Origin of the sequence: Brevibacterium sp. JSBI002 (assembly GCF_026013965.1) — a bacterium.
Classification (GTDB): Bacteria; Actinomycetota; Actinomycetes; order Actinomycetales; family Brevibacteriaceae; genus Brevibacterium.
On the sequence record NZ_CP110341.1, the window covers coordinates 2641937 to 2662104 of the forward strand.

Genomic DNA, 20168 nt, shown 5'->3' on the forward strand with positions numbered 1-20168 from the left:
GGCCTTTCCTTTCGCGCGGCGCATCGTCGATTCGGACGAATAGCCACGTGGCTATCTGTTGGTTTGATCGATCATAGGAGTCTATTCACAAACCGTCAATCACATTCCAACATTTTTCCAACCATTCCCACATCGGATTGTGGTCGACCGGGCAAGGAGGCTCACCCGAGGCGACGGGGTCGATGAATGACGAGTGCCCCAGAACTCAGCGTTCTGGGGCACTCGTCATTCGCGGCCGGGGCGGGCCGCCTCGGCGATGGGAGCAGCCGTCTGGAAATCAGCTGCCGATGCGTTTGTACGCCGAGGAATCGGCGTTGTCGATCGTCGAGTGTTTGCGGTTGTCGTGCATGAAGGCCACGGCAACGAAGCCGACGATCGCGATGACGACGACGTAGACGGCGAACCAGGTGCCGATTCCCGCGTTGCGGAACCACAGCGCGACGTACTCGGCGGAGCCGCCGAACAGCGAGTTGCCGACCGCATAGGTGAAGCCGACGCCGATTCCGCGGATGTGGGCAGGGAACATCTCGGCCTTCACGATTCCGGAGATCGAGGTGTACATGCTGATGAACGCCATGGCGATGACGATGAGGATGCCTGCGGTGAGGACGGAATCGGCCTTGCCGATCATGCCGAGCAGCGGGATGGGCAGCGCAATCATGCCGATGACGAAGATGAGCATGTTGTTCTTGCGGCCGATCTTGTCCGAGATCTTGCCGGCGATGGGCTGCATGACGACGAAGATGAGCAGGCAGATGGTCATGAGGTCGGCGATGGAGCCCTTGTTGAACACGGCTTCGCCCGCGGTGCCTTCGTTCTGCAGCAGCAGGAACTTCTGCATGTAGGTGGTGAAGACATAGAAGACGAGCGATCCGACGCTGGTGATGCCGAGGACGACGAAGAAGGCGCGAGGGTGGCGCAGCACTTCGCGGAAGCTGCCCGAGTTCTCGTCCTTGCGGGTGTCCGCCGAGGTGGTCTCCTCGAGTCCGCGGCGCAGCCACAGGGAGACGATCGCGGCAGCCGCGCCGATGGCGAAGGGCAGTCGCCACCATCCGGCCTCGATCTGGTCGGTGCCCAGGGTGTGGGTCATGATGACCGCCAGCAGGCTGGCCAGCAGCTGGCCGCCGATGAGCGTGACGTATTGGAAGGAGGAGTAGAAGCCCCGCTTGCCCTCGGTGGCGACCTCGGACATGTAGGTAGCGGTCGCACCGTATTCGCCGCCGACGGCCAGGCCCTGGATCATTCGCACGATGAGCAGCAGGATCGCCGCCCAGGAGCCGACGACCGCGCTCGTGGGCAGCAGCGCCATCATCAGCGAGCCGGCGCACATGAGCAGAATGGAGATGAGCATCGAATTCTTGCGCCCGAGGCGGTCGGCGGCGCGACCGAAGATATAGCCGCCGATGGGACGCATGAGGAAGCCGACGAAGAAGACGCCTGCGGCCTGCATGAGGGACAGCGCCTGGTTGTCAGCAACGAAGAACTGATCGGCGAAGTACACGCTGAAGAAGGCGTAGATGTAGAAGTCGAACCACTCGACTAGGTTGCCCGACGATGCCGCCATGATGGCCTTGACCGTCTGCCATTCCGACTTCTTCTGCGTTGGGGTCTCACCGGCTTCTGCCTGGTCGAGATGCGTATTCTGATCTGTCAATGCTTCTTCTTTCTCACTCGTACACGGCGCAAAAGCGCCCAAGTCACCTTACTGCCGCATCGACGGAACCGACGATTCGGTCGGTAATTGAGATCTGCGCTCGGATGGCCGATTCCGCGAAGTTTTCGCGCGGTTTCCGCGCGGTTACAGAGCAGAAATCGTTCGATGGTGACGGACCCACTTGTGGCGAGGTGAGGAAGATCTCAGCCGAAGCTCCCCGATTCCCTCGTCGCAGAGTGAGCTGCCGTCCGTCCGAACAGGGCGGATATGCTACTAATTGAGAGAGCTTCGTCCAATGTCGCACCAGGAGAGATCATGACAATCCTCGTCGGTTATTCCCCCTCGCCCGAAGGCAAGGCCGCTGTCGAATTCGGCATCGAACAGGCCCGCGCATTCGACGATGTCCTCGTCGTGCTCAATGCCGGAATCGGTGAGACTCCCGACGAGCGCGGCGTCGCCACCAGCAAAGACATCGAGGAGCTCAAGAAGACGCTGAAGTCTTCCGAAGTCTCCCACGAGATCCTTCAGTTCCTCCGCGGCAATGATCCCGTCGAAGAGCTCCTGGCGCTGGCCGAGGCGACCGCCGACACCCGCATGATCGTCATCGGTTCGCGTCGCCGCTCCCCCGTCGGCAAGCTCATCATGGGTTCGACGGCCCAGCGCATCATCCTCGACTCCGACGTCCCCGTCGTCTCCGTCAAGGTCGATCGCCGGAAGAAGAAGTAACCGCGGCGGTTCGCTGGAACGAGAATGCCCCGCACTGTCGTCAGTGCGGGGCATTTTCGATAGGATCGCTGCTTGGGTCGGCGTTCAGCCGGGCCCGCAGTCGGTTCGCCGACCGACTTCAGTCATCATCGCGAACCGGTGCGTCCCATGCGTCCAGGTCGGATTCGCTCCAGTCGCCGTAGGTCGGATTGGGTAGGACGATCCATTCGGTGCCGAACTTCGCACGGTTCCTCTCCACCAGTTTCCTCTGCTCGTCGACGGACGCATCCGCGAATGCGCCATCGAAATCGTGCAGGGTGTCACCGAGCTGCATGAGCAGGGTGTGGTTCGCCTCGACATTCGCACGCCGTTCATCCTTCGGCGGGCCAAGCAGCATCACGTGTTCGTCATCGGCCTGAGGCAGGCCCAACTTGGCAATGGCTTCGACATTCTTCGCCCGATTCTCTTCCGTCCGGTCCGAGACGTAGTAGATGTCGACTCCGAGCTGGTCGGCATGTTCGAAGAACTCCAACGCACCGGGGATCATTGTCGGCTCCCCGTTCTTCTCCCAGTCGTCCCAGGTGTCCCAGCCGCTGAAGTCATGGCACTTGGCGATATCACGGGCCAGCAGCTTCGAATTGTCGATGGCAGTCTCGTCGAGGTCGGTCATGATAGCCAGATCTTCCCCGTCCGGGGCCTTGGAAACGGCCTTGTCGAGCTGACGCGCAGCCATCTCATAGGTCTGTCCCTGCAGTGCCATCGCCTCAGCGCTCTGCTGCTGCCACTTCACACCCATGGTGTAGGCCGAGACGTCGCAGTCATCCGCCGCTTCGTCGCCCGATACCGGACCCGAATTGAGGATGTATCCGATCACCCCGACGATGAGCACGAGCAGAATCGTCAGGGCAGGAACGAGGGCTTTCTTCATTCATCTTCTTTCTTCAGTGTTCTTCTCTGCGGACAATTGTCAGTTCAGGCGGTTATCAGTCGTCGTGGCTGGCACGGCCGCTCGACGGTTCCGCAGCCTGGGAGCGTCGGATCAGTCCCCTGCGATGGCGGCGACGAGTGCGTCGATGTCCTCGGTCGTCGTGTCGAAGGCGCACATGAGGCGGACGATGTTCTTCTCCAACGGCCAGTTCGCGAAGGCGAACTTCTGCCGGGCACGGGCGGCCACCTCGGCGGGCATCGCTGCGAAGACGACGTTCGACTCGACCTTCTGCACGATCTCGAGTCCGAGGACTCGGTCGCTGTCGACCACCTCGGCGAGCTTGTCGGCGAGGTACCGGGCCATCTCATTGGACCGGTAGGCTGAATTCCTCCACAGGTCACCTTCGTACAGGGCGCCCAGCTGCGCGGAGAGGAAGCGCATCTTCGAGGCCAGCTGCAGGTTCATCTTCCGCAGGAAGCGCATGCCGTGGCCGATGTCGGGATTGAGGACAATGACCGCCTCGGCGCCGAGCAGGCCGTTCTTCGTTCCACCCAGGCTGATGATGTCGACGCCGACCGACGTCGTGATATCGCCGAGTCCGACACCGAGGAAGGCCGCCGCGTTGCCGAGGCGGGATCCGTCGACGTGGAGGATCATGTCGTTCTCGTGCGCGGTGGACGCGATCGCCGCGATCTCCTCCGGGGTGTAGGTCGTGCCCCACTCGGTCGATTGGGAGATCGACACGGCCAACGGCTGCGCATTGTGTTCACTGCCGCGGCCGATGATCGCACCCGTGATGATCTCGGGAGTGAGTTTGCCGTTCTCGGTGGCGGCACCGACGATCTTGAGCCCGCCGACCTTCTCCGGGGCCCCGGTCTCGTCGTAGTTGATGTGCGCCGAGGCGGCCGTGATCACCGCTGCCCACCGCGGCAGCGCCGACTGCAGGGCCAGCACGTTCGCGCCGGTGCCGTTGAAGACAGGAAACGCCTGAGCCTCAGGCCCGAAGTGGTGGGCCATGATGTCGTGGAAGCGAGCCGTCCAGGGGTCACCGCCGTAGCCGGGGGTGTGGCCGACGTTGGCCTCGGCGATGGCCGCGAGCACCTCGGGGTGGACACCGGCCCAGTTGTCCGAGCCGAAGTTGCGCGGGTGCGCCTCGGGGCTGGTGTCGACGGGCGGCGCGGCGGTGCCGGTGTTGGGGAGGGTGTCCGCGGGGTTCGTCGACTGCGCCGTCTGATCAGATGTCTGGGAGTTCACATTCTCAGACTAGTACGTGCCCCGTGACGTGTGCAGTGCAGTCCGGGCGTTCCCGGAACGCACTGCGGCCCGCCTCCACGAATGGAGGTGGGCCGCAGTGTGGTTCGGATCAGTGCCGGTCAGGCGCTCACCCGTTGCGGGAGTGCTCGACTCAGCCGAGGAGTCCGCGCATGAGTTCGGCGGTCTCGGTCGGGGTCTTGCCGACCTTGACACCTGCCGCTTCGAGAGCTTCCTTCTTGGCCTGAGCGGTGCCCGAGGAACCGGAGACGATGGCGCCGGCGTGGCCCATGGTCTTGCCCTCGGGAGCGGTGAAGCCTGCAACGTAGCCGACGACCGGCTTCGTCACGTTCTCCTTGATGAAGGCGGCGGCGCGCTCTTCGGCGTCTCCGCCGATCTCGCCGATCATGACGATGGCTTCGGTCTCCGGGTCGGCCTCGAAAGCTTCGAGCGCATCGATGTGCGTGGTGCCGATGACCGGGTCTCCGCCGATGCCGATGGCCGTCGAGAAGCCGAGGTCACGCAGTTCGTACATCATCTGGTAGGTCAGGGTGCCGGACTTCGAGACGAGGCCCAGCTTGCCCTTCTTCGTGATGTTGGCCGGGATGATGCCGGCCAGCGACTCGCCGGGAGTGATGATGCCGGGGCAGTTGGGTCCGATGATGCGGGTGGCGTTTCCGGCCGCCTGCGCACGGGCCCAGACCTCTGCGGAGTCCTGCACCGGGATGCCCTCGGTGATGATGACGAGCAGACCGATCTTGGCGTCGATGGCCTCGATCGCGGCGTCCTTGGAGAACGCCGGCGGCACGAAGGCCACGGACACGTCGGCACCGGTAGCTTCCATCGCCTCGGCGACGGACCCGAAGACGGGGAGTTCGACCTCGTTGCCGGCCTGGTCGTTGTGCTTGACGGTGGTGCCGGCCTTGCGGGCGTTGACACCGCCGACGACGTTCGATCCGGCGGCGAGCATGCGGGCGGTGTGCTTCGAGCCCTCTCCGCCGGTGATGCCCTGGACGATGATCTTCGAATCGGAATTCAGGAAGATAGACATTGTTGTAAAGACCTTTCCTTACTTGGCAGCAGCCAGTTCGGCGGCCTTGTCGGCTCCACCGTCCATCGTGTCAGTGAGCGTGACGAGCGGGTGCGCGGCCTTCTGCAGGATGGCGCGTCCCTCTTCCACGTTGTTGCCGTCGAGGCGGACGACGAGCGGCTTGGTGGCCTGGTCGCCGAGGATCTCGAGGGCCTTGACGATGCCGTCGGCCACGGCGTCACAGGCGGTGATTCCGCCGAAGACGTTGACGAAGACGGACTTCACCTGATCATCACCGAGGATGACGTCGAGTCCGTTGGCCATGACCTCGGCCGAGGCGCCGCCTCCGATGTCGAGGAAGTTCGCGGGCTTGACGCCGTTGTGGTTCTCACCTGCGTACGCGACGACGTCGAGGGTCGACATGACCAGTCCTGCGCCGTTGCCGATGATTCCGACCTCACCGTCGAGCTTGACGTAGTTGAGGTCGAGCTTCTTGGCCTTGAGCTCCAGCGGGTTCTCTGCGCTGATGTCGCGCAGCTCCTCGTGCTCCTTCTGGCGGAAGTCGGCGTTGTCGTCGAGCGAGACCTTGCCGTCGAGGGCGATGATGTCACCGGCACCGGTCTTGACCAGCGGGTTGACCTCGACCAAGGTGGCGTCTTCCTTCTCGAAGACGGTCCACAGGCTGGTCAGAACGGGGGCGACCTTAGCGGCGGTGTCGGCATCGAAGCCGGCCGCCTCGGCGATCTCTGCTGCCTTGGCATCGTTGATGCCGTCGATGGCGGAGACGGGGATCTTTGCGAGCGCTTCCGGACGTTCCACGGCCAGCTGCTCGATCTCCATGCCGCCTTCCTTCGAGCACATGGCCAGATAGGTGCGGTTGGACCGATCGAGGAGGACGGAGAAGTAGTACTCCTCAGCAATGTCGGCACCCTCGGCGATCATCACCTTTTCGGTGATGTGGCCTTTGATGTCGAGTCCCAGGATGTCCTTGGCGCGAGCCTCGGCCTCATCGGGGTTCTTGGCGACCTTGACGCCGCCGGCCTTTCCACGGCCGCCGATCTTGACCTGAGACTTGACGACGACGACACCGCCGCCAAGATCTTCGGCTGCCTTCTTCGCTGCTTCTGGCGTCGTCGCGACCTGGGCCTTGAGCACGGGCACTCCGTGCTTCTCGAACAGGTCACGTGCTTGATACTCGAAAAGATCCACGTGTTTTCCTTCGTTTCTGCTGCCGGGTGGTTGGCCCCTGCAGGTTCGTTGACGGATGCAACAACCAAGGACAACCATATTCCCAAACGCACCCGTCCATCCAAACCTGCAGGTTAAACGGACCCTGAGAGTAAGGAATCTCTCGTCAAAAAGTATCTTTGCTCTCAAGATTCTTGATATGGACGTAAAATCGATTCATGGACGAAGTGGATCGAATAGTCGCAGCCTGGCGACGTGAGCGTCCGGATCTCGACGTCTCCCCGATGGAGATCCTCTCCCGAGTCTCGCGGCTGGCCAGGCAGTTGGACCTGGCACGGAAGGCGAGCTTCTCCGATTACGGAATCGAGGGATGGGCCTTCGACGTGCTCTCCGCCCTCCGCCGAGCCGGTGAGCCCTATCAGCTCTCCCCCTCGACCCTGCTGCAGGAGACGCTTGTCACGAGCGGCACCATGACCAATCGCATCGACCGCCTCGTGGCCCGCGGATGGGTGGAGCGTCGCCCCGATCCGGGTGATCGCCGCGGAGTGCTCGTCCACCTCACCGACAGCGGCCGCGCCACCGTCGACTCCGCATTGGCGGATCTGCTGGTGAAGGAGCGCGAGATCCTCAGCGGCCTCACCCCCGCCGGCAGTCGCAAACTCGCCGGGCTGCTGCGCGAGCTGTCCACCGGCTTCGACGGCGGCGAGGACTGAACCCCAGTCACACCTGCCCAACCACAGGCACGGACGCACAAACCCCACCCGAACCCCAACGACGAGGACCCAACCATGAACGACGACCTCACGAATTTCACCGGTGCACAGCCGCCTCGGCGAGCGCCCATCCACGGTCATTACGTCGATCTCGAACCCCTGGATCCTGCCGTCCACGGCGATGATCTGTTCGCTGCGGTCTCAGTTCCCGACGGGATCGAGGAGCGGTTCCGCTACCTGCCGCAGTCTCCGCAGACCGAACGCAGCGACTTCGATACCTGGATCGCCGAGGCGGCCACGTCGTCCGATCCCCTCTTCTTCGCCGTCGTGGACCGATCCACCGGTCGAGCCGAGGGGCGGCAGGCACTGATGCGCATCGACACCGCCAACGGGGTCATGGAGATCGGGCACATCCTCTGGGGTCCGGCGCTGCGGCGGACGCGAGCAGCCACCGAGGCGCTCTTCCTCTCCGCCGATCTCGCCTTCGCCTCCGGTTTCCGACGCTTCGAGTGGAAGTGCGATGACGCGAACGCCCAGTCGAAAGCGGCCGCCGAACGCTTCGGGTTCACCTTCGAAGGAGTGTTCCGACAGCACGTCGTGTACAAGGGCCGCAACCGCGACACCGCGTGGTTCTCGATCATCGACAGCGAATGGCCGGCGCTGCGATCGGCGTATGAGCAGTGGCTCGACGAAGCGAACTTCGATGCCGCCGGCGGCCAGCGCCAGAGCCTGCGCGAACTCATCGCCGCACCACGCCGCGGCTGAGGCAGCAGGGTCGGGCGCCGCGGTTGGGCGGCCGGCCTGTGCCGTCAGGGCCACTGCGTCGCATCCCGGCGCAGAGGCCTCGCACCTGCGCCGCTTTCGCCGCATCGCCGCGCGTCCATCCGGGCTCTGGCCGTCCCGCGCATTAGGGTGGAAGCGACACCATTTGGACGCTGAGACACCTCGAGGAATCATGCGACTTCGCCCCCTTGCCCTGCTGTCCGCCGCTGCGCTGCTGGCCACGACGACGGCCTGCGTGTCGACTCCCGATGAGACCCGGCCCCAGCCGCGCCCCTCGGTGAGCAAAGAAGAAGTCACCCCGATCGAGACGCCTGACGATGCGCCGAAGGTATCCATCGTCGATTCCTCGCCGGGCGGGGCGAAGGACACCGACCCACTGTGGCAGGGCCTCGCCGAGGCGGCCGAGAAGAAGACCGAGGCCTACCTCAAGGTCTACGTGCACACCGGCAACCCCGAAGTCCCAGACTCCGGCGAGACGACCGTGACCGCCGACAGCCCCGACAGCGTCAGCGTCACCGTCGACGCGAAGAACGTCGACGACGGCACGTCCCCGTTCTTGCTCATCCACGGCACCTTCGAGGTCGAAGAGATCGGCAACTCGGCTTACACCCTCAAGACCGTCGACGACGAAGACATCCCCGAGCTCGACCCGAAGGGCCCGGATGACGAGAAGCGCTGCACCGCCGATGATGCCCAGGACCGCATCGGCCTGGCCGCCGACGACCTCGCCGAGGATCCCGGCCGTCGCGAAGAGTTCCGCCAGCAGTGGGGAGGTTCGCCGCGCGTGTGGTGGGGCATCCAGATGACCGCCATCAGCCTCGGAGAAGAGGGCGGAGTCGCCGGCGACTACCTCACCGAAGCCTGCGGAGAGTACCTCCAGTAATTCCTGGGCTCCGCCTCGCTTCGTCTCGCCTCGGTGCGTGTTAAGTGTGCGCAGATTGCCATTCTGAGGCCTGTTCTGGGCAGTCTGCGCACACTTAACGTGTACCAACGGCCAGCCGGCGGCGTCGCCACCCGGCGCTCTGCGTGCGACGATGAGTTCATGAAGATCGCTGTCATCGGAGCTGGAATCGGCGGACTCTCGGCGGCCGTGGGACTGCAGAGGACCGGAGCCGAGGTCACTGTGTTCGAACGTGCCCCCGAAGTAAGGGCCGGTGGCTCGGCACTGTCGATCTTCGCCAACGGTCTTGCCGCGATGGAGACGCTCGGCCTGCGTGAGGCCTTCGACGCCGTGACCGACTCCAGTGTCGAAGGCTTCGCCGCAGGTCAGCGTCTTGCCGACGGCCGCTGGATCGCTCAGGTGCCCAATGATTCCGTCGGTGCCCTGCGCATCGTCGACCGGGCCGACCTCCACCGCATCCTCCTCGATGCTTTGGCTCCCGGGACAGTGCGCACCGGCACCGTGGCCACGGCGACCGGCACCGACGGGACGCTGACCATCAGGGCCGGGTCCGCCGACGATTCGAACACGATGGAATCGAACGCAGAGCGTTTCGACCTCATCATCGGCGCCGACGGCCTGCACAGCCGGGTCCTCACCGTCGTCGACGGTGAACCGGTGGCGCCGCGGTACTCCGGGTATTCCGCGTGGCGGGGCATCACCTCGGTGCCGGTGGATCTGTCCGGCGAGGCCGGGGAGTCGGTCGGGCACGGACGCCGCTTCGGCATCGCTCCTCTGGCCGACGGCCGCGTCTACTGGTTCGCTGTGGCGAATATGCCGCAGAACGCGGTCTTCGCCAATGAGAAGGCGACGATCGAGCAGATGTTCACGGGCTGGCACTCCCCCATCGCCGAGCTCATCGCCGCCACCCCCGCCGAGGAGGTTCGCCGCACCGCGATCTCCGACCTCTCCCGCCGGTTGCGTCATTATCACCGCGACCGAGTCGTCCTCCTCGGGGATGCCGCGCATGCGATGACGCCGAACCTCGGCCAAGGCGGAGGTCAGGCCCTCGAAGACGCGGCGACGCTCACCGTCCTGCTCGCCCCGCTGATCGGGAAGTCTCCGGGGCCCGAGGCGGGCCGGAGCGCCTCAGTACCGCCAGACCTCGCTGCGGCACTCGGCCGCTATGACTCGCTGCGCCGCCCGCGGACGCAGTCGATCGCCCAGAAGTCTCGGCTGATGGGGCAGGTGTTCCAACTCGAATCGCCGCTGCTGGCGCGGATACGCAATGCCGTCTTCTCAGCGGTTCCATCGCGACTCATCGCCGCTCAGGCCGCGAGCGTCCAGAAATGGTCACCGCCGACGGTGTGATGCTGCCTGGTTCCGACTGCGCTGCGAGCTCACCGACGCTGACTGCGCGGCGGGCCCGATGCTGTTGGTCGCACCTCTGTGACGCGAGTTAAGTGTGCGCACATTGCCCATCAGACGCCGGTTTTTTGGCAATCTGCCCACACTTAACTCGTGCAGACCGACGCCCAGCGGATCGAAGTCGAAAGAACTTAGGTCGCTATCGGATACTCTGTGCAGAATTCAGGTCGCATTCGGATACTTTTCTCGCTCGAAAGTATCCGATTGCGACCTATAGCCGGGCGAGTGACCGTCTCGACCACTCAGGACCCTCAGTCAGCGCCCGCCTGCTCAATCAGTCAAAGCGCGGTTGTAGGCGTCGACGACGGCGGGCAGGAAGAAGCCCAAGAGCACGGCGATGGCAGTGACCAGGCAGGCCAGCCCCAGCCACAGGGAACCGCCGATGACGCTGAAGGCGAAGACGATGACGAGCAGCTCGAAGGCGATCGCCGCCGGACGCGCCCACCGATGCAGACGCCAGGCGCCCCGGGCCGCGGCGCCGACACCAGCAGCGAAGATGAGGAACATGACGGCCAGACCGATCAGCGAAGTCGCCAAGGGTCCGGCGGTGACCGCGGTGATGACGAATGAGACCGCCGCACCGACCAGGGCCAGCGCCTGGATGCCGAGGACGCTCACGGGCAGCAGCATCGCCCGTGGGGTCGGAACGCCGTGCCCCTCAGGCTCCGGTGAGGCACCGGACTCTGCGGCCCGGTCATTGCGTGAGCTCAAATGGTCACCCGGGCGAATCCGGGGATGAGGATCTCGTCGAGCATGCGCTCACGCACATCCAGCGGCAGGAAGGCAGCGGTGATGGCATTGACCGTCGCCCATTCGAGGTCGGTCTGGTTCCAACCGGCATCATCGACGAGCAGACGCATCTCACGCGACACCGAAGTGCCGGACATGAGCCGGTTGTCCGGGTTGATGGTGACCGCGAAGCCGAGGTCTTTCAGTCCCGTGATCGGGTGGCTGGCGATGGTGCCGCCGATGTCGGTCTGCAGGTTGGAGCTCGGGCACAGCTCGAGCGGGATCTGCTGGTCGAGGACCCAGGCGGCGAGGCTGCCGAGCTGACCCTGACCGTCGACGATGTCCATGTCCTCGACGATGCGCGCACCGTGGCCCAGACGCTGGGCGTGGCAGATCGTGACCGCCTCGTGGATTGATTCCTTGCCGGCGGCCTCACCGGCATGGATCGTCACCGGCACATATGCCTGGTGCAGGGCGTTGAAGGCGGAGAGGTGCGCAGACGGCGGGAAGCCGTTCTCGGGCCCGGCGATGTCGAAGCCGACGACACCGGAATCCGCGCCCTTCTCACGATGGCGGATGGCCAGTTCGGCGATCGCCAGCGAGTTGTCGGCCTGACGCATGGCCGTGATGAGCTGTCCGACGCGGATGTACTTGCCCTCGGCCGCGGCCTCGGAGACACCGGCTTCCAGACCGTCCTGGACGGCTTCGACGACGGCGTCGAGTTCGAGTCCGCCTTCGAGGTGCTGTTCGGGAGCCCACCTGGCCTCGGCATAGAAGACTCCGTCGGCCACCTGGTCGAGGACCCATTCCTTGGCCACGCGGCGCAGGTTGTCCTCGCTCTGCATGACCGCCACGGTGTGCGAGAACGTCTCGAGGTAGCGGACCAGGTCACCGGAGTTCGCGGACTCGGAGAACCACCGGCGCAGCGATTCGGCATCGGAGGCGGGCAGGGTGTGACCGATCGAGTCGGCCAGTTCGAGCATCGTCGACGGGCGCAGACCGCCGTCGAGGTGATCGTGGAGGGAGACTTTGGGCAGCTGCAGGATGGGGTCGTCCGATGCGACGCCGGCGGGTACATTCATCACCGTCTCAGTTTATCCGATGCGGCGCACGCCCCTCATCCTTTCGCCGGGTCGATCTCCCCGCTCTTGATCCGCTCGCGCAGGTCCGTGATCCCGCGTCCGGCGTCGGAGACACGGGAGAGGAAACCGTCCTCGGCGACGATGCGCACTCCCCCGTTGTCGAGGGTGCCCCAATAGTGGCGGTCGGCGACGCGGAAGCCGCCGATCTCCTCGGGCTCCGTCTTCGGGGCGGGGGCCACCTCGTCGGGGTTCTTGCTCTGCGGCCAGTCGGGGAACATCGTGCGCAGTCCGCGGCGCACGTTCGGCTCCACGGTGGCCACGATCGCCTTGGAGAATCCGCCCGCCGTGCCGTACCAGACGATCTTCGGCCGCGGCGCCTTCTCGTCCTCGTCGACTTCGGTGACGGTGTTCATCTTCATCCGCTTCTCATCGGCTGCGGTGATCACGCCCGTCGCGGCCGCCGAACCGAAGGGGACGAGCACGTCGACATCGGCGTCGAAGGACTGTTCGAAGTAGTCCTTCCCTGCATCGCGGGTATCGTCGATCGCCCGAGGCACACCGTTCGCCGAGGCGGCCCCGCCCGAGGAGGGACGGTAGGACTCCGCCTTCGGCAGGTCCTCGTCCTTCTCCTTGTTGTACAGATCGACGCCGGCGTCGAAGGCACGCAGGAGGCGCTCCGACTGTGGGAAGCCGCGGGCGACGACGACGCCGACCTTCCCCGTCTCCGAGGCGGTGGCCGCGGTGTACCCGGCGATGAACGCCGGAGGGACCAGGTCGAAATCCATGCTCAGCACGTTCTTCGGCAGATCGTCGGTACCGCTGGAGACCCCGAGGAACAGATCATCGGGGTGAGCCGCCGCGAAGGTGCTCAGTTCGTCCGCTCCCCCGGGGCCGATGACCGCGGTCAGTGCACAGTCCTGACCGTGCATGCGATCCAATGCAGCCGAGGTGGCCGACCCACCCGAGACACGTTGACTCGAGGTACCCGAGAAGACCCCGGCCCCGCGGGCCAGCTCCGTTTCCTCGAGAGTGAGGGCACCGGCCGAGTGATCGTCGAAGCCGGCCGGAGCTGAGACGAGGCAACCGAGCCGTTCCTCTTCGACGGCTTCAGGAGTCGTGACGGAGCACCCGGTCAGCACCAGGGAACCTACCGCGGCGATGGCGGCGATGGAGGGGCTGCGGGTGCGGAGACTCATGACATCAAGATTATCGGCCCGGCATCCCAGCCGGGTAATCAACGTGGCCGAGCCCGGCCGCAGTCAACAGTCGATCAGCTGTCACAGCCAGGCTGCCACCGACAGCTGCCGAGTCGTCACCAGCCGCGGTCGAGGACCTTGAGAGCGGTGGCGGTGAATACGCGGGCGGCGATCTCCACAGCGCGTTCGTCGATGAGCAGATCACCCTGGTGGATGTCGTAGGTGATTCCGCCGGGCGTGCGCGTGCCCAGCCGGATGAGTGCTCCCGGGCAGTGTGTGAGATACCAGGCGAAGTCCTCCCCGCCCATGGACTGCGGGGTCAGCTGCACGGAGTTCTCGCCGAGCTCACCGCGGACCGCGGATTCGATGAGGGTGACCTGGTCTTCGGTGTTGACCACGGGAGGAACACCGCGGCGGTGTTCGAGGTCGACCTCGACTCCGTACGGTCCGGCGATGCGGTCGACGAGCTCGGGCAGCACCTCGGCGACCTGGTTCCAGCCGTCCACGTCGAGGCAGCGCAGGGTTCCGCGCAGAATCCCCTCGCTGGGGACGACGTTCGCGGCGTGACCGGCGCTGATCTCGCCCCACACCAGGGAGATCGCGTGCCGCGGATCGATCAGCCGGCCCAGGGTCGAGGGCAGGTCGGTGGCGAGCTTGCCGAGCGCATAGACGAGGTCTTCGGTCAGATGGGGACGGGAGGTGTGCCCGCCGTGACCGGAGAGACGGATGATGACCGTGTCGCCGGCAGCGGTGATGGCGCCGATGCGCGAACCGACCTTGCCGATGTCGACGTTCGGGTCACAGTGAACGGCATAGACTTCGGGCACATCGTCGAGGACGCCCTGGGAGATCACGCGCAGCGCACCGCCCGGGGTGACTTCCTCACCGGGCTGAAAGATCAGTCGCACGCGACCGCCGAGGCCGCCGGGCCTTGATTCATGGATCTTCTGCAGGGCGATGCCGGCGCCGATGAGCGAGGTCAGGTGGACGTCGTGGCCGCAGGCATGGGCGACGCCGGGAACGGTGGAACGGAATTCCTCATCGATGAGGTCATCGACCGGCAGGGCGTCGATATCGGCTCGCAGTCCCACGGCCACCGGCCCCTCGCCGACCTCGCAGACGACCCCGGTGCCGTCGAGACGCTGGGGCCTGAGACCTGCGGCCTCGAGACGGGCGACGATCTTGTCGGTGGTCTCGAACTCCTGGAAGGACAGTTCCGGATGGGCATGGATGTCGCGGCGGAAATCGATGAGTTCTGCACCGATCTCAGCGATTGTCGAGCTGATCACGTCGGGTCCTTCAGGGCGGGGAGGTCGGGGATGGGCGATGTCGAACATTTCAAGCAATGCTAAGCACTCGATGTCATAAATGTGCCCATTGCGACCAATTTCGACATACTTCGCGTCCTGATCCCCGCCCCCGCCGAGGCGGCCTCCCCCTTCAGGTCAGCCCGCTCCTGCCGTGCCCGGCCGGGTTCAGATGCGCCGACTCGCCGTGCCCGGCCAGGTCCGGATCCGCCCTCTCCCAGAGGTGGGCGGCCGGGATCAGAGCAGTTCGTCGAGTCCGCGCTCACCGGCGACGGACACGGCCTTCTTCACATCCTGGGCGTGAGAGCGGGAGGTGATGAGGAGGACGTCGTCGGTGTCGACGACGACGAGGTCTTCGAGTCCGACGATCGCGACCGTCCTCGGCCCTTCGGAGAACACGACTCCCGAGGCATCGACTTCGAGCAGGTCGGTGTTCCCGCCGATCGAGATCACTCCGCGCGGCTCCCCGGGAACCGGCTGCCGCAGTCGGGCCACCGAGTCGAAGTCGCCGACGTCGTCCCAGCCGAAGTCACCGGGGATGACGATGACACGACCGGCCGCAGCCGCGGGCTCAGCCACCACATAGTCGATGGCTCGCTTCTCCAGTCCGGGCCACACGGCGCGCAGCACCTCGTCGTGGTCGGGGGTGTCCCAGGCCTCGGCGATCCGGGCCAGCCCCGAATAGAGGGGCGGATCCTCCTCGGCGAGGATGTCGAGCAGAGAGGAGGCCTTGGCGATGAACATGCCCGCGTTCCAGCGGTAGCGCCCGGAGTTCACATACTGACGGGCGGTGCTCGCCTCCGGCTTCTCCGCGAATGCCAGCGCCCGCCTGGCCGTCGGTGCTCCCTCGAGACCGAGCAGGTCACCGGTCTCGATATAGCCGTAGGCGGTGGCGGGATTGCGGGGCATGATGCCGATGGTGACGATGTCGCCGGTCTCCGCGGCAGCCACGGCCTGGTCGATGACGAGGCGGAACTCGTCGACGTTCGTGATCGAATGGTCGGCGGAGAACGAGCCGACGATGGCGTCGGGATCCTCGCGGGCGATGATCATGGCCGCCAGTCCGATGGCGGCGGCGGAGTCCTTCGGGGAGGGTTCGGCGATGATCTGGGCGCGGGCGATATGCGGCAGCTGTTCGGCGACCTGATCGAAGTGGCTCTCACCGGTGACGACCCAGACCCTGTCTTCGCCGACGATCGGCGCGACCCGGTCCCAGGTGGCCTGGATGAGGCTGCGACCGAGGCCGAGGACATCGTGGAGGAACTTCGGCGTCGCCCGGCGAGACAGCGGCCACAGGCGCGTTCCGGATCCGCCGGCGGGGATGATGGCGTGGAAGTGCGTGTTCACGATTTCAGTGTCTCAGAGTTCGGGCACACCTTCCCCGAGGTTGTCCGCCGTGTCGGATGAGCCGATCCTCACGGCTCCGGTGGGGATCTCCCCACCTCACGGCCGCCTCGGCGATTGTCTGCCCGTGCTCCTGGGCCGTCCAGGTCAGGACGGGAGCGAGACAATTTAGAGCACACGACTGTGATGTAATTGAATTTTCGTGAGACGCGAAATCCCAGTTTTGAGGGAATTGCCAGGGTTGCGGTGTGATCCGGGACGCTCAGCCGTGTCTCGACTGGCACGGAAGCGGTCTTCGGCGTAGTTTCTAGACGTACACACCCGAATATTCAAGATGGAGGATGCTCCGTGGCCAAAGCGTCTACGGGCACTCTGTACCGAGGAAACGAAGGAATGTGGTCCTGGGTCGCGCATCGCGTCACAGGCGTCGGAATCTTCTTCTTCCTTCTGGTCCACGTGCTCGATACTGCACTCGTCCGCGTCTCGCCCGAGGCCTACAACGCAGTGATCGGAACCTATAAGACACCGGTCATGGCATTCGGTGAGATCGCGCTCGTCGCCGCAATCGCATTCCATGCGTTCAACGGTCTGCGCGTCATTCTCGTCGATTTCTCGAAGAGTGGCCCGAAAAATCAGAAGAAGCTGTTCTGGGGAGTCATGGTTGTGTGGCTCATCATCATGATCGCCTTCATTCCCCGCCAGCTGATGCACACCTTCGGAGGCTGACATGAGCACAACATCCATTCCGGCTCCGCGGACCGGCTACTCCCGGCACAAGTCGACGCGTTCGAAGTTCGAGATGTTCGCATGGCTGTTCATGCGCATCTCCGGCGTCGTGCTCGTCATCCTCATCTTCGGCCACCTGTTCGTGAACCTGTGGGCCGGCGACGGCGTCCAGGCCATCGACTTCGGCTTCGTCGCAGGCAAGTGGGCCAGCCCGTTCTGGCAGATCTGGGATCTGCTCATGCTGTGGCTGGCGATGCTGCACGGCACCAACGGTCTGCGCACCATCATCATGGACTACTCCGAGAAGCCCGGCACACGCATGTCCCTGCAGGTGATCCTCTACATCGCCTCGGCCATCGTCATCGTGCTCGGCACGCTCGTCATCTTCACGTTCGATCCCTGCCCGGCCGGAGCGGACCCCTCGGTCCTGGCTGAGTTCTGCAAGGCCTAAAGGAGAAACATGCAGGTACATCATTACGACGTCGTCATCGTCGGTGCCGGCGGCGCCGGCATGCGTGCGGCGATCGAGTCGGGCCAGCGTGCCCGCACCGCCGTTCTCACCAAGCTCTACCCCACCCGTTCGCACACCGGTGCCGCCCAGGGCGGAATGTGCGCCGCACTGGCGAACGTGGAAGAGGACAACTGGGAATGGCACACCTTCGACACCGTCAAGGGCGGTGACTACCTGGTCGACCAGGACGCCGCCGAGGTGATGGCCAAGGAAGCCATCGACGCCGTCCTCGATCTCGAGAAGATGGGGCTGCCGTTCAACCGCACCCCCGAAGGCAAGATCGACCAGCGTCGTTTCGGCGGTCACACCCGCGACCACGGCAAGTCCGCCGTGCGCCGCTCCTGCTACGCCGCCGACCGCACCGGCCACATGATCCTCCAGACCCTGTACCAACAGTGCGTCAAGCACGGCGTGGAGTTCTACAACGAGTTCTACGTCCTCGACCTCCTCATGACCGAGGTCGACGGGGTCAAGCGCCCCGCAGGCGTCGTGTCCTACGAACTGGCCACCGGTGAGATCCACGTCTTCCAAGCCAAGTCGGTCGTCTTCGCCACCGGCGGTGTCGGCAAGGTCTTCAAGACCACCTCGAACGCACACACCCTGACCGGTGACGGCATGGCCGTGACCTACAACCGCGGAATCCCGCTGGAGGACATGGAGTTCTTCCAGTTCCACCCGACAGGCCTCGCCGGCCTGGGCATCCTGCTGTCCGAGGCGGCTCGCGGTGAGGGCGGAATCCTCCGCAACTCCGAGGGTGAGCGCTTCATGGAGCGCTACGCCCCGACGATCAAGGACCTCGCCCCGCGTGATATCGTGGCCCGTTCGATGGCCAACGAAGTGCGCGAAGGCCGTGGCTGCGGACCGAACAAGGACTACGTCCTGCTTGACCTCACCCACCTCGAGCCCTCGCACATCGACGAGAAGCTGCCGGACATCACCGAGTTCGCCCGCACCTACCTCGGCGTGGAGCCCTACACGGAGCCGGTGCCGGTCTTCCCGACCGCGCACTACGCGATGGGCGGCATCCCGACGAACATCGAAGCCGAAGTCCTCGCCGACAACGACACCGTCATCCCCGGCCTCTACGCCGCCGGTGAATGCGCCTGCGTGTCGGTGCACGGTTCGAACCGTCTGGGCACGAACTCGCTGCTCGACATCAACGTCTTCGGCAAGCGCGCCGGCATCGCCGCCGCGGAATACGCGAAGACCGCCGAGTCCGTCGAACTGCCCGAGAACCCGGCGAACGATGTCGTCGAGATGCTCGAGAAGATGCGCACCTCGGACGGCACCGAGCGCATCGCGGCGATCCGCAAGGACCTGCAGGACATCATGGACGCCAACGTGCAGGTATTCCGCACCGACGAGACTCTGCGTGAGGCACTCGACGAGATCGCCAAGCTGCGCGAGCGCTACAACAACGTGGGCATCCAGGACCGCGGCAAGCGCTACAACCTCGATCTGCTCGAGGCCGTCGAGCTCGGCTTCCTGCTCGAGCTCGCCGAGGTCATCTCTGTCGCCGCCATCCACCGCAAGGAATCGCGTGGAGGACACTTCCGCGAGGACTTCCCGGATCGTGACGACGAGAAGTTCATGCACCACACGATGACCTACCTCGATCCCGAAGCGGAGACCGACGGCATCAAGGGCATGCGTCTTGAGACGAAGCCCGTCATCGTCACCCGTTACCAGCCGATGGAGCGTAAGTACTGATGAGCACCGATACCACCCCAGAGCCAGCGTCGAAGATCGACCTGCCGACACACGTGTCCGGCGAAGGCGGAACCATCCCGTCCTTCGACTGCACCTTCCGGATCGCCCGCTTCGACCCCGAGGTCGATTCCGAGGCGCACTGGGAGGAATACAACGTCACGATGTACGGCACTGACCGTGTGCTGGATGCCCTCCACAAGATCAAGTGGGAGATCGACGGCTCGCTGTCCTTCCGCCGGTCCTGCGCCCACGGCGTTTGCGGCTCCGATGCGATGCGCATCAACGGCCGCAACCGCCTGGCCTGCAAGACGCTGCTCAAGGACCTCGACACGTCCAAGCCGATCACCGTCGAGGCGATCAAGGGCCTTCCGCTCGAGAAGGACATGATCGTCGACATGGAGCCCTTCTTCCAGTCGTACCGCGAGGTCATGCCGTTCCTCGTCACCTCGGGACACGAGCCCACGCGTGAGCGTCTGCAGTCGGCCGAACAGCGTGCAGCCTTCGACGACACCACGAAGTGCATCCTCTGCGCTGCGTGCACCTCGTCGTGCCCCGTGTTCTGGACCGACGGCCAGTACTTCGGTCCGGCCGCGATCGTCAACGCGCACCGTTTCATCTTCGATTCGCGTGACGAAGGCGGAGACATGCGTCTCGAGGTCCTCAACGACAAAGAAGGCGTGTGGCGCTGCCGCACCACCTTCAACTGCACCGAGGCCTGCCCTCGTGGCATCGAGATCACCAAGGCCATCGCCGAGGTGAAGCAGGCGATCCTGCAGCGCGCATTCTGATCGCGCCGGCCTGATCCGGACTGCAGCGGCCCCGCACCACACGGTGCGGGGCCGCTTTCGTCTGTCCCGGGCGGACAACTTCCTCAAAAGCTCGATTGAAGGCAGACAGCACTGATTTGAACACGTGCTATGCAACTTCAACCGTGCTTTCACGGAAGTGGTCCCGCCTCGGTGCGGGTGAGGGAAACCTGAGGACGCACAGCTTGGGACGAAAG

General features: G+C 64.8%; 19 protein-coding genes. 9 read left to right on the top strand and 10 right to left on the bottom strand.

Features of this window, described 5'->3' with window-relative positions; genetic code table 11:
* Positions 1-277: 277 nt before the first annotated feature.
* Complete coding sequence (locus LJ362_RS12025) at positions 278-1654, bottom strand: MFS transporter (protein ID WP_264799272.1); 1377 nt, start codon at positions 1652-1654, stop codon at positions 278-280.
* Between the two features lie 315 nt (positions 1655-1969).
* On the opposite strand from LJ362_RS12025, the gene LJ362_RS12030 reads away from it, so the two are divergent.
* Positions 1970-2380 (top strand): universal stress protein, encoded by a 411-nt coding sequence (locus LJ362_RS12030; RefSeq protein WP_264799273.1) that lies wholly within the window; start codon positions 1970-1972, stop codon positions 2378-2380.
* A 118-nt stretch (positions 2381-2498) separates the two neighbouring features.
* Here LJ362_RS12030 and LJ362_RS12035 read toward each other — a convergent pair whose 3' ends face one another.
* From LJ362_RS12035 to sucC, 4 genes are all read right to left on the bottom strand, one after another.
* A complete protein-coding gene (locus LJ362_RS12035; protein ID WP_264799274.1) occupies positions 2499-3287 on the bottom strand; it encodes a 5'-nucleotidase, lipoprotein e(P4) family in 789 nt (262 codons plus the stop codon).
* A 111-nt stretch (positions 3288-3398) separates the two neighbouring features.
* Positions 3399-4541: a threonine aldolase family protein gene (locus tag LJ362_RS12040; protein ID WP_264799276.1), complete on the bottom strand. Its 1143-nt coding sequence runs from the start codon at positions 4539-4541 to the stop codon at positions 3399-3401.
* A gap of 151 nt (positions 4542-4692) precedes the next feature.
* Entirely contained in the window at positions 4693-5589 is an 897-nt protein-coding gene (gene sucD, locus LJ362_RS12045; RefSeq protein WP_139468939.1) for a succinate--CoA ligase subunit alpha, read from the bottom strand.
* A gap of 18 nt (positions 5590-5607) precedes the next feature.
* Entirely contained in the window at positions 5608-6777 is a 1170-nt protein-coding gene (gene sucC, locus LJ362_RS12050) for an ADP-forming succinate--CoA ligase subunit beta (RefSeq protein WP_139908545.1), read from the bottom strand.
* Positions 6778-6974: 197 nt separating this feature from the next.
* On the opposite strand from sucC, the gene LJ362_RS12055 reads away from it, so the two are divergent.
* The 4 genes from LJ362_RS12055 (at position 6975) to LJ362_RS12070 (ending at position 10503) form a co-directional block, all read left to right on the top strand.
* Entirely contained in the window at positions 6975-7469 is a 495-nt protein-coding gene (locus tag LJ362_RS12055; protein WP_173151983.1) for a MarR family winged helix-turn-helix transcriptional regulator, read from the top strand.
* 75 nt (positions 7470-7544) lie between these two features.
* Positions 7545-8234, top strand: a complete 690-nt coding sequence (locus tag LJ362_RS12060; RefSeq protein ID WP_264799277.1) for a GNAT family N-acetyltransferase — start codon at positions 7545-7547, stop codon at positions 8232-8234.
* A 190-nt stretch (positions 8235-8424) separates the two neighbouring features.
* Positions 8425-9135, top strand: coding sequence for a hypothetical protein (locus LJ362_RS12065; RefSeq protein WP_264799278.1), 711 nt, complete (start codon positions 8425-8427; stop codon positions 9133-9135).
* Between the two features lie 159 nt (positions 9136-9294).
* Positions 9295-10503 (top strand): FAD-dependent monooxygenase, encoded by a 1209-nt coding sequence (locus LJ362_RS12070; protein WP_264799279.1) that lies wholly within the window; start codon positions 9295-9297, stop codon positions 10501-10503.
* 327 nt (positions 10504-10830) lie between these two features.
* Here LJ362_RS12070 and LJ362_RS12075 read toward each other — a convergent pair whose 3' ends face one another.
* From LJ362_RS12075 to LJ362_RS12095, 5 genes are all read right to left on the bottom strand, one after another.
* The gene (locus tag LJ362_RS12075) at positions 10831-11271 is read right to left on the bottom strand and encodes a hypothetical protein (RefSeq protein ID WP_264799280.1); all 441 of its coding nucleotides are present in this window, start codon (positions 11269-11271) and stop codon (positions 10831-10833) included.
* The gene (locus LJ362_RS12080) at positions 11268-12371 is read right to left on the bottom strand and encodes an adenosine deaminase (RefSeq protein ID WP_264801840.1); all 1104 of its coding nucleotides are present in this window, start codon (positions 12369-12371) and stop codon (positions 11268-11270) included. Before LJ362_RS12080 ends, LJ362_RS12075 begins: the two co-directional genes overlap by 4 nt.
* 35 nt (positions 12372-12406) lie before the next feature.
* Entirely contained in the window at positions 12407-13567 is a 1161-nt protein-coding gene (locus LJ362_RS12085; protein WP_264799282.1) for a BMP family ABC transporter substrate-binding protein, read from the bottom strand.
* A 116-nt stretch (positions 13568-13683) separates the two neighbouring features.
* Positions 13684-14856 (bottom strand): amidohydrolase, encoded by a 1173-nt coding sequence (locus tag LJ362_RS12090; protein ID WP_264799283.1) that lies wholly within the window; start codon positions 14854-14856, stop codon positions 13684-13686.
* Between the two features lie 255 nt (positions 14857-15111).
* Positions 15112-16221, bottom strand: a complete 1110-nt coding sequence (locus LJ362_RS12095; RefSeq protein WP_264799285.1) for a mannose-1-phosphate guanylyltransferase — start codon at positions 16219-16221, stop codon at positions 15112-15114.
* 345 nt (positions 16222-16566) lie between these two features.
* Here LJ362_RS12095 and sdhC point away from each other — a divergent pair, with 345 nt between their 5' ends.
* From sdhC to LJ362_RS12115, 4 genes are read left to right on the top strand one after another with little or no spacing between them, the layout of a single operon-like run.
* Positions 16567-16944 carry a succinate dehydrogenase, cytochrome b556 subunit gene (sdhC, locus tag LJ362_RS12100; RefSeq protein WP_081770431.1) on the top strand — a complete coding sequence of 126 codons (378 nt, stop codon included), beginning with the start codon at positions 16567-16569 and terminating at the stop codon, positions 16942-16944.
* Between the two features lies 1 nt (position 16945).
* Entirely contained in the window at positions 16946-17395 is a 450-nt protein-coding gene (locus LJ362_RS12105; protein ID WP_264799287.1) for a succinate dehydrogenase hydrophobic membrane anchor subunit, read from the top strand.
* Between the two features lie 9 nt (positions 17396-17404).
* Positions 17405-19165 carry a succinate dehydrogenase flavoprotein subunit gene (gene sdhA / locus LJ362_RS12110; RefSeq protein WP_173151962.1) on the top strand — a complete coding sequence of 587 codons (1761 nt, stop codon included), beginning with the start codon at positions 17405-17407 and terminating at the stop codon, positions 19163-19165.
* Positions 19165-19953: a succinate dehydrogenase iron-sulfur subunit gene (locus tag LJ362_RS12115; protein ID WP_264799289.1), complete on the top strand. Its 789-nt coding sequence runs from the start codon at positions 19165-19167 to the stop codon at positions 19951-19953. The genes sdhA and LJ362_RS12115 overlap by 1 nt, the downstream gene beginning before the upstream one ends.
* The last annotated feature ends 215 nt before the right edge of the window (positions 19954-20168 follow it).

Coding starts and splice junctions, on each gene's coding strand:
- LJ362_RS12030 (WP_264799273.1), top strand. CDS start 1,970: ATGACAATCCTCGTCGGTTATTCCCCCTCGCCCGAAGGCAAGGCCGCT.
- LJ362_RS12035 (WP_264799274.1), bottom strand. CDS start 3,287: ATGAAGAAAGCCCTCGTTCCTGCCCTGACGATTCTGCTCGTGCTCATC.
- sucD (WP_139468939.1), bottom strand. CDS start 5,589: ATGTCTATCTTCCTGAATTCCGATTCGAAGATCATCGTCCAGGGCATC.
- LJ362_RS12055 (WP_173151983.1), top strand. CDS start 6,975: ATGGACGAAGTGGATCGAATAGTCGCAGCCTGGCGACGTGAGCGTCCG.
- LJ362_RS12060 (WP_264799277.1), top strand. CDS start 7,545: ATGAACGACGACCTCACGAATTTCACCGGTGCACAGCCGCCTCGGCGA.
- LJ362_RS12065 (WP_264799278.1), top strand. CDS start 8,425: ATGCGACTTCGCCCCCTTGCCCTGCTGTCCGCCGCTGCGCTGCTGGCC.
- LJ362_RS12070 (WP_264799279.1), top strand. CDS start 9,295: ATGAAGATCGCTGTCATCGGAGCTGGAATCGGCGGACTCTCGGCGGCC.
- LJ362_RS12080 (WP_264801840.1), bottom strand. CDS start 12,371: ATGAATGTACCCGCCGGCGTCGCATCGGACGACCCCATCCTGCAGCTG.
- LJ362_RS12085 (WP_264799282.1), bottom strand. CDS start 13,567: ATGAGTCTCCGCACCCGCAGCCCCTCCATCGCCGCCATCGCCGCGGTA.
- LJ362_RS12105 (WP_264799287.1), top strand. CDS start 16,946: ATGAGCACAACATCCATTCCGGCTCCGCGGACCGGCTACTCCCGGCAC.
- sdhA (WP_173151962.1), top strand. CDS start 17,405: ATGCAGGTACATCATTACGACGTCGTCATCGTCGGTGCCGGCGGCGCC.
- LJ362_RS12115 (WP_264799289.1), top strand. CDS start 19,165: ATGAGCACCGATACCACCCCAGAGCCAGCGTCGAAGATCGACCTGCCG.